This is a genomic window from Isoptericola sp. NPDC060257, from assembly GCF_042726645.1.
In the GTDB taxonomy this organism is placed as follows: Bacteria; Actinomycetota; Actinomycetes; order Actinomycetales; family Cellulomonadaceae; genus Isoptericola; species Isoptericola nanjingensis.
This window is the reverse complement of sequence record NZ_JBHXAW010000270.1, coordinates 1-6,039: the sequence shown is the minus strand read 5'-3', so window position 1 is coordinate 6,039 and position 6,039 is coordinate 1. Positions and strand designations below refer to the sequence as shown.

Annotated in this window: 5 protein-coding genes and 1 pseudogene; 3 read left to right on the top strand and 3 right to left on the bottom strand. The window is 73.7% G+C overall.

Going from position 1 to position 6,039, the window contains the following annotated elements; all coding sequences use genetic code 11:
- Positions 1 to 268, top strand: a pseudogene (locus ACFWEK_RS17740) (hypothetical protein); the annotation flags it as partial.
- Here the strand turns inward: ACFWEK_RS17740 and ACFWEK_RS17735 are convergent.
- Positions 252 to 1,412 (bottom strand): epoxide hydrolase family protein, encoded by a 1,161-nt coding sequence (locus ACFWEK_RS17735; protein WP_430554882.1) that lies wholly within the window; start codon positions 1,410 to 1,412, stop codon positions 252 to 254. The pseudogene ACFWEK_RS17740 and the gene ACFWEK_RS17735 overlap by 17 nt on opposite strands.
- 62 nt (positions 1,413 to 1,474) lie before the next feature.
- Here ACFWEK_RS17735 and ACFWEK_RS17730 point away from each other — a divergent pair, with 62 nt between their 5' ends.
- Complete coding sequence (locus tag ACFWEK_RS17730; RefSeq protein WP_430545048.1) at positions 1,475 to 2,437, top strand: helix-turn-helix transcriptional regulator; 963 nt, start codon at positions 1,475 to 1,477, stop codon at positions 2,435 to 2,437.
- Here the strand turns inward: ACFWEK_RS17730 and xseA are convergent.
- Entirely contained in the window at positions 2,403 to 3,695 is a 1,293-nt protein-coding gene (gene xseA, locus ACFWEK_RS17725) for an exodeoxyribonuclease VII large subunit (RefSeq protein ID WP_430554881.1), read from the bottom strand. The genes ACFWEK_RS17730 and xseA overlap by 35 nt on opposite strands.
- A gap of 63 nt (positions 3,696 to 3,758) precedes the next feature.
- On the opposite strand from xseA, the gene ACFWEK_RS17720 reads away from it, so the two are divergent.
- Positions 3,759 to 4,802, top strand: coding sequence for a 4-hydroxy-3-methylbut-2-enyl diphosphate reductase (locus ACFWEK_RS17720; RefSeq protein WP_430545050.1), 1,044 nt, complete (start codon positions 3,759 to 3,761; stop codon positions 4,800 to 4,802).
- Between the two features lie 36 nt (positions 4,803 to 4,838).
- Here the strand turns inward: ACFWEK_RS17720 and ACFWEK_RS17715 are convergent.
- The coding region (locus tag ACFWEK_RS17715) for a DNA recombination protein RmuC (RefSeq protein WP_430554880.1) at positions 4,839 to 6,039 on the bottom strand (1,201 nt) is incomplete at its 5' end.

Below are 6,039 nucleotides of genomic sequence, written 5' to 3'. Positions count from 1 at the left end.
CGGCCGGGAGCTCCCGGCCGAGCGCGTCGGCACGGCCCTCGCCGCGTACGAGGCCGCGATGCGCTCCGCGGTGGACCGCGCTCAGGCCATGTACCCCGGCCGGGTCCGGTCGTTCGCGCCGCGCACGCGCACCGGCATCGCGGCCATGACTGGCGTCATGCGGCTGATCCAGCGCGGCCCTGTTGCGGCGTTCCTCTCCCGGCACGCCGGCGACTACGGACGGGCGCCCGAGGCGGCGCCCGCCCGTCCGGTCACGACCGGCCGCTGAAGAAGGCGCGCAGATCGTCGGCCAGCAGCTGCGGCTCCTCCATCGCCGGGAAGTGGCCGCCCTCCGGGTGCTCCACCCACCGGTCGATGGCGCCCCAGCCGTTGAAGACCTTCGCCATGAGCGGGTGCGTGTCGAACACGGACCATGCGGAGGGGACGTCGGAGGCCGACAGCCAGTCGAGCCCGGAGTGCGACGCCTCGTAGTAGAGCTGCGCGCTGGACGCCCCGCTGCGGGTGAACCAGTACAGCGACACGTTCGTGAGGAGCTGGTCGCGGTCGACGGCCTCGTCCGGCGTGCGGGACGCCGGGTTCGTCCACGTCTGGAACTTCTCGGCGATCCACGCGAGCTGCCCGACGGGGGAGTCGCTCAGGGCCGCGCCGATCGTGTCCGGGCGGTGGTTCTGCATCTCGAAGTAGCCGTGCTCGGCGGCGTCGGCCGCGCGCACCGCGTCGATCTGGGCGATCTCGTCGTCGGTCAGCCCGTCCGGCATCGGGTAGGCCGCGCCCACCATGCCGAGCGACCGGCCGTCGCTGCCGACGTGGGTGCCGATCACGCGCTCCGGGTAGAGCGCGGCGAGCCGGCCGGTGGTGCCGGCCCCGATGTCGGTGCCGTGCACGGCGAACCGCTCGTACCCGAGCCGCGTCATGATCTCGGCGTACGCCTCGGTGGTGCGCGCGACCTCCCAGCCCGTGCCGGACAGGGGCGTCGAGTAGCCGAACCCGGGCAGCGAGGGCACGACGACGTGGAACGCGTCAGCGAGCAGCGGGAGCAGCCGCTGGTACTCGACGAACGACCCCGGCCACCCGTGGCACAGCAGCAGCGGGGTCGCGTCCGGGTTCGCGGAGCGGGCGTGCACCACGTGGAAGGTCTGGCCGTCGACGACGGTCGTGACCTGTTCGTGCGCGTTCAGGGCGGCCTCCTGCGCGCGCCAGTCGAAGCCGTCGCGCCAGTACTCGGCGAGCTCGCGCAGGTACGGCAGGGGGATGCCGCGGCTGAAGTCCGTGCGGTCGTCGCGGCCGGGCACGGGCAGGGGCCAGCGGGTGCGCGCCAGGCGGTCGCGCAGGTCGTCGAGGTCGGCCTGCGGGACGTCGACGCGGAAGGGGACGAGGGCGGTGTCGGCGGTGGGGTTCATCACTCGGTCCATGACTCCCACGCTCGCAGCAAACGCGGAAGACTTGCTTCCGCGATCGGTGAGATGCTCCGAAGATGCTCGAGACCTCGGCCCGCCTCCTCCAGCTCCTGTCCCTGCTGCAGCTGCGGCGCGACTGGACCAGCGGCGACCTGGCCGAGCGGCTCGGGGTGAGCACCCGCACCGTGCGCACCGACGTCGGCAAGCTGCGCTCGCTCGGCTACCCGGTCGAGGCCCGCCCCGGCGTCGCCGGCGGGTACCGACTCGCCGCAGGGTCGGCGATGCCGCCCCTCGTGCTGGACGACGACGAGGCGGTCGCGGTCGCGATCGGGCTGGCCGCGGCCGCGCACGGGCAGCACGGTGAGGGGGAGACCGCGCTCACGGCGCTCGCGAAGGTCGAGCAGGTCATGCCCGCGCACCTGCGGCGCCGCGTCGAGGCCGTCCGGGAGGCGACGAGCGTCGTGCCGGGCGGGGACCCGGCGCCGGACCTGCAGGTGCTCGGGGGCGTCGCCGCCGCGATCCGTTCCGGTGAGCGGCTCCGGTTCCGCTACGCCTCCCACGACGGAGCCGAGTCCTCCCGGCACACGGAGCCGCACCGCCTGGTGCGCTGGGGGTCGCGCTGGTACCTGCTGGCCTGGGACCTCGACCGGCTGGACTGGCGCGTCTTCCGGGTCGACCGGATCACGCTGCGCCCGCCCACCGGGGCCCGCTTCCGGCCGCGCGTCATCCCCGAGGACGCGGTGCTGCGGCACGTCGTGGCGCGGGTGGGCCGGGCGACCTGGCGCTACCGGGCGCGGATCCTCGTGCACGCTCCCGCCGCGGAGGTCGTGGCCAAGGTCGGCTCCCCGCTGGAGGTCGAGGAGGCCGGGCCGTCCACCTGCCGGATCGAGGTGGGCAGCGACGACCCCGACCAGCTCGCCTTGTGGATCACCCGGCTCGACCTGGACGTCGAGGTGCTCGAGGGACAGGAGCTCGCCGCGGCGTTCGGTCGGCTCGCGGACCGGTTCAGGCAAGCGGCGCGGGTGCGGCCGTCGCGGTGACGGCGGCCTCCAGCGAACCCTCGGCGACGCGCACGTGCACGGCGTCGCCGGCCGTGACGTCGTGGCTCGCCCGCACCACGTGCCCGTCCGCGCGCTGCACGACGGCGTACCCGCGCTCCAGCGTGGCCTGCGGGGAGAGCGCCCGGACCTGGGCCGCGAGCCGGCCCACCTCTCCGGACGCGCGCAGCAGCGCGGCGTCCAGGCAGTGGCGGGCGTGCCGCACGTGCTGGGCGATCTCGCGCTCGCGGACGTCGACCGTCGTCTGCGGCCGGGCCAGCGCCGGGCGCGACCGCAGGGCGTCCAGCCCGTGCTGCTCGCGCTCGACCCGGCCGGCCACCGCGGCACGCATCCGCCGGCGCGCCTGGTCGAGGCGCAGCCGCTCCTCGGCGACGTCGGGCACGACCTGCTTCGCGGCGTCGGTCGGGGTGGACGCGCGGTGGTCGGCGACGAGGTCCAGCAGGGGGGTGTCGGTCTCGTGCCCGATGGCGCTGACCAGCGGGGTCGTGCAGGAGGACGCCGCGCGGACCAGGGCCTCGTTGCTGAACGGCAGCAGGTCCTCGACGGAGCCGCCGCCGCGCGCCACGACGATCACCTCGACCTCGGGCCGGGCGTCGAGGTCGGCGATCGCCGCACTCACCTCCCGGACGGCGTCGACGCCCTGCACGGCGACCTCACGGATCTCGAACCGGACCTGGGGCCAGCGGGCGCGCGCGTTCACCACGACGTCGTGCTCCGCCTTCGACTCCCGCCCGCACACGAGGCCCACCACGGCGGGCAGGAACGGCAGCGGGCGCTTGCGGTCGAGGTCGAACAGGCCCTCCGCGGCGAGCACCCGGCGCAGCTGGTCGATGCGGGCGAGCAGCTCGCCGACGCCCACCTGGCGCACCGCGGTCGCGCGCATCGACAGACGGCCCGTCTTGACCCAGAACTCCGGCTTGGCCTGCACCACCACGTGGTCGCCCACCTCGGGCTTGTGGTGGAGGCCCTCGTAGATCCGCGACAGCAGGTGCACGGGCAGCGAGGCCTCGGCGTCGGTGTCCCGGAGGGTGACGAACTGCATCCCGGCCCGGGGGCGGTAGGTGTGCTCCACGACCTGGCCCTCGACCCAGACCGACGACATCCGCGCGACGTAGTCCCGGACCTTCGCGGACAGGAGCCGCACCGGCCACGGGCGGTCCGCGGTCGTGTCGCGGGCGAGCTCGGGCAGGGGCTGCGGCTGGGCTTGCGGCTGGGACTGGTCCGACACGGCGTCCAGCATGCCCCACGCCCCCGACGGAGCCTCGTCACCGGTTGTCCACAGTCCGTACCTAGACTGTTGCCCGTGACTGTGACCAGCCCGGCCCCCGCCACCCCGACGTCCACCAAGCGCGTGCTCCTGGCCGCGCCGCGCGGCTACTGCGCGGGGGTGGACCGCGCGGTGGTCGCGGTCGAGAAGGCGCTCGAGACGTACGGCGCGCCCGTGTACGTGCGCAAGGAGATCGTCCACAACAAGCACGTGGTGGAGACGCTGCGCGACCGCGGCGCCATCTTCGTCAACGAGACCGACGAGGTGCCCGAGGGCGCCCGGCTGGTGTTCTCCGCGCACGGCGTCTCCCCGGCGGTGCGCGCGTCCGCCGCGGCCCGCAGCCTCGACACCATCGACGCCACCTGCCCCCTGGTGACCAAGGTGCACAAGGAGGCCGTCCGGTTCGCCAAGGACGACTACGACATCCTCCTCATCGGCCACACGGGGCACGAGGAGGTCGAGGGGACCGCCGGCGAGGCGCCCGACCACGTGCAGGTCGTCAACTCCCCGGACGAGGTCGACCAGGTGCAGGTCCGCGACCCGGAGAAGGTCGTGTGGATCTCGCAGACCACCCTGTCCGTGGACGAGACCATGGAGACCGTGCGCCGCCTGCGCGACCGGTTCCCCGAGATGCAGGACCCGCCCAGCGACGACATCTGCTACGCCACGCAGAACCGCCAGGTCGCGGTGAAGAAGCTGGCCCCGGAGTGCGACGTCGTCATCGTCGTGGGCTCCGCGAACTCGTCGAACTCGGTGCGCCTCGTCGAGGTGGCGCTGCAGGCCGGCGCCCGGACGTCGTACCGGGTGGACCGCGCGACCGAGATCGAGGACGCCTGGCTCGACGGCGCGACGACGGTGGGCGTCACGTCCGGCGCGTCGGTGCCGGAGATCCTCGTGCAGGACGTCATCGCGCACCTGGACAGCCACGGCTTCGGTGAGGTCGAAGAGGTGCGCACCGCCACCGAGGACCTGATGTTCTCGCTGCCGCGCGAGCTGGCGCGCGGCCTCAAGGCCGCCGGCCAGGAGGAGAAGCGGCCCCGCCGCGGCGCGCGCACCGCGCTGCCCGTCGAGCCGGCCTGACGCCGTCGGTCCCGCCGGTCGGGCCGGCCGGAGGGCTCAGCCGGCGGCCGACTCGCCCTTCTCGTCGGCCACGGACGAGCGCTCGAGATCGCGCTGTGCGGCGTCGACCAGCGACTCGACCGAGTCGTCGCGGGCCCCGTCCGCGGTCAGGGTGCCGAGATCGACGACCAGGCCCTCCTCCACGGCGAGCAGCTCGGGCTTGGTGACCGCGCGGGTGGTGTCCTCGACCGCCTTGAGCGGCTCGATCACCTGACCGGCGTCCACGACCTTCAGCTCGACCATCCGCCGTGCCTGCGGCAGCACGCGCGTCTCCAGCGACCCGACGAACGAGTTGTAGTGCTTGGTCGCGGCGGTCATCGACTGGCCGAGCTTGGTGATGCTCTTGGTCATCGTGACGATGCGGGCGTACAGCTCCTTGCCCGTCTGCAGCACCTTCTGCGCGTCCTCGGCGATGGCGTCCTGCTGCCAGGCGTAGGCCACGGTGCGCAGCATGGCGACGAGCGTCATGGGGGTGGCGACGAGCACCCGCTTGCGGATCGCGGTCTCGAGCAGGTCGGGCTGACGCTCGACCGCCGCTGCCAGGATCGGCTCGGCGGGGACGAACAGGACGACGAACTCGGGTGCTGCGTCGAACTGCGACCAGTAGGCCTTGCCCGCGAGCACCTCGACGTGCTTGGCCAGGTCCTTGGCGTGGGCGTCGAGCTCCCGGTCCCCGTCGGCCGGGCTGTCCGCCTGCTGCGCCCGCAGGTACGCGCTGAGCGGCACCTTCGCGTCGACCACGATGTTCTTGCCGCCCGCCAGGCTCACCACGAGGTCGGGGATCAGCGTCTCGCCCTCCGCCGTCGTGCGGTGCACCTGGGCCTCGAAGTCGACGTGGTCCATCATCCCGGCGGCCTCGACCACGCGCTTCAGCTGGAGCTCGCCCCACACGCCGCGGGTCTGGTTGGAGCGCAGGGCCGAGACCAGGTCGCTGGTGCCGACGCGGAGCTGCGCGTTGACCGTCTCGAGCTGGCGCAGCTGCTCCGTGAGGGCCGTGTGCCCCTGGAGGCGCGCCTGCTCGGCGGTGTCGACGCGGGCGTTGACCTTGTCGAGCGTCTTGCTCATCGGGTCGAGCAGCGCGCGGATCGCCTGCTCGCGCTGGGCGAGCGTCTCGTCGTTCTTCTGCGTGCTGCGGCGCAGCCGCTCGTCGGCCAGGTCGAGGAACTGCTTCTGATTCGCCGTGAGCACGTCGTTGGCG

Coding starts and splice junctions, on each gene's coding strand:
- ACFWEK_RS17730 (WP_430545048.1), top strand. CDS start 1,475: ATGCTCGAGACCTCGGCCCGCCTCCTCCAGCTCCTGTCCCTGCTGCAG.
- ACFWEK_RS17735 (WP_430554882.1), bottom strand. CDS start 1,412: ATGGACCGAGTGATGAACCCCACCGCCGACACCGCCCTCGTCCCCTTC.
- xseA (WP_430554881.1), bottom strand. CDS start 3,695: ATGCTGGACGCCGTGTCGGACCAGTCCCAGCCGCAAGCCCAGCCGCAG.